Annotated in this window: 1 protein-coding gene; it reads left to right on the top strand. The window is 69.4% G+C overall.

From position 1 onward, the window contains the following. Positions 1–36: 36 nt before the first annotated feature. Positions 37–1,095, top strand: a 1,059-nt coding sequence (locus VTU_RS0105280; protein ID WP_010101558.1) for a 5'-3' exonuclease, incomplete at its 3' end; no start/stop codon positions are given.

The following is a 1,095-nucleotide window of genomic DNA, read 5'->3' as shown; positions in this document are numbered from 1 at the left end:
CGGCGGACAGGGGGCCGGGCCGTGCACAATCCGCGCATGACCGCCAACAAGACCCTGGTGCTGGTCGATGGCTCCAGCTACATCTACCGCGCCTACCATGCCATGCCCGATCTGCGGGCGATTCCGGGCGATTCGGGCAGCGCTGCCACGGGCGCCATCCGCGGCATGATCAACATGCTGCAGGCGCTGCGCAAGGAGGTGCAGGCGGATTACGCAGCCTGCATCTTCGACGCCTCCGGCCCCACGTTCCGCGACGCCATCTACCCCGAATACAAGGCGCAGCGCGCGCCCATGCCGGACGACCTGCGCGCGCAGATCGGCCCCATCCACGAGGTGGTGCGCCTGCTGGGCTGGACGGTGCTGGCCGTCGGCGGCGTCGAGGCCGACGACGTCATCGGCACGCTGGCGGTGGTGGCGGCGGCGCAGGGAATCGAGGTGATCGTCTCCAGCGGCGACAAGGATTTGTCGCAACTCGTGAACGAGCACATCACCATCATCGACACCATGAGCGGCAAGAAACGCGACGTCGCGGGCGTGAGCGCCGAGTTCGGCGTTCCGCCGCGCCTCATGGTGGACTACCAGACCCTGGTCGGCGACTCCGTGGACAACGTTCCCGGCGTTCCCAAGGTCGGCCCCAAGACCGCCGCCAAGTGGCTGCAGGAATACGGATCGCTCGACGCGCTGCTGGCGCGCGCCAGCGAGATCAAGGGCGCGGCCGGCGAGAACCTGCGCAACACGCGGGACTGGCTGCCCACGGGCCGCCGGCTCCTGACCATCAAGACCGACTGCGACCTGTCCGCGGACCTGCCCGACCTGCCCGTGCTCGACGCGCTCACCGTGGCCGATGCGCAAACCGGCGGACTGCGCGCCTTCTATGAGAAATATGGCTTCAAGAGCCTGGCGCGCACGGTTTCGGCCGAGGCCCCGGCTGCGCCCGCCAGTTCCGGCGCGGACGGCGACGACCTGTTTGCCGGGCACGGCGCCAGCGGGGTCGCCGAGGCCGCCCCGCAGCGCCCGGTGGCCTACACCACCATCCTGGACTGGGCCGACTTTGAATCATGGCTGGAGCGGCTGCAGCAAGCACAGCTGGTGGCA

The sequence above is a fragment of the Verminephrobacter aporrectodeae subsp. tuberculatae At4 genome (assembly GCF_000193225.1).
In the GTDB taxonomy this organism is placed as follows: domain Bacteria; phylum Pseudomonadota; class Gammaproteobacteria; order Burkholderiales; family Burkholderiaceae_C; genus Acidovorax; species Acidovorax aporrectodeae.
This window is presented reverse-complemented; position numbering and strand designations above follow the sequence as displayed.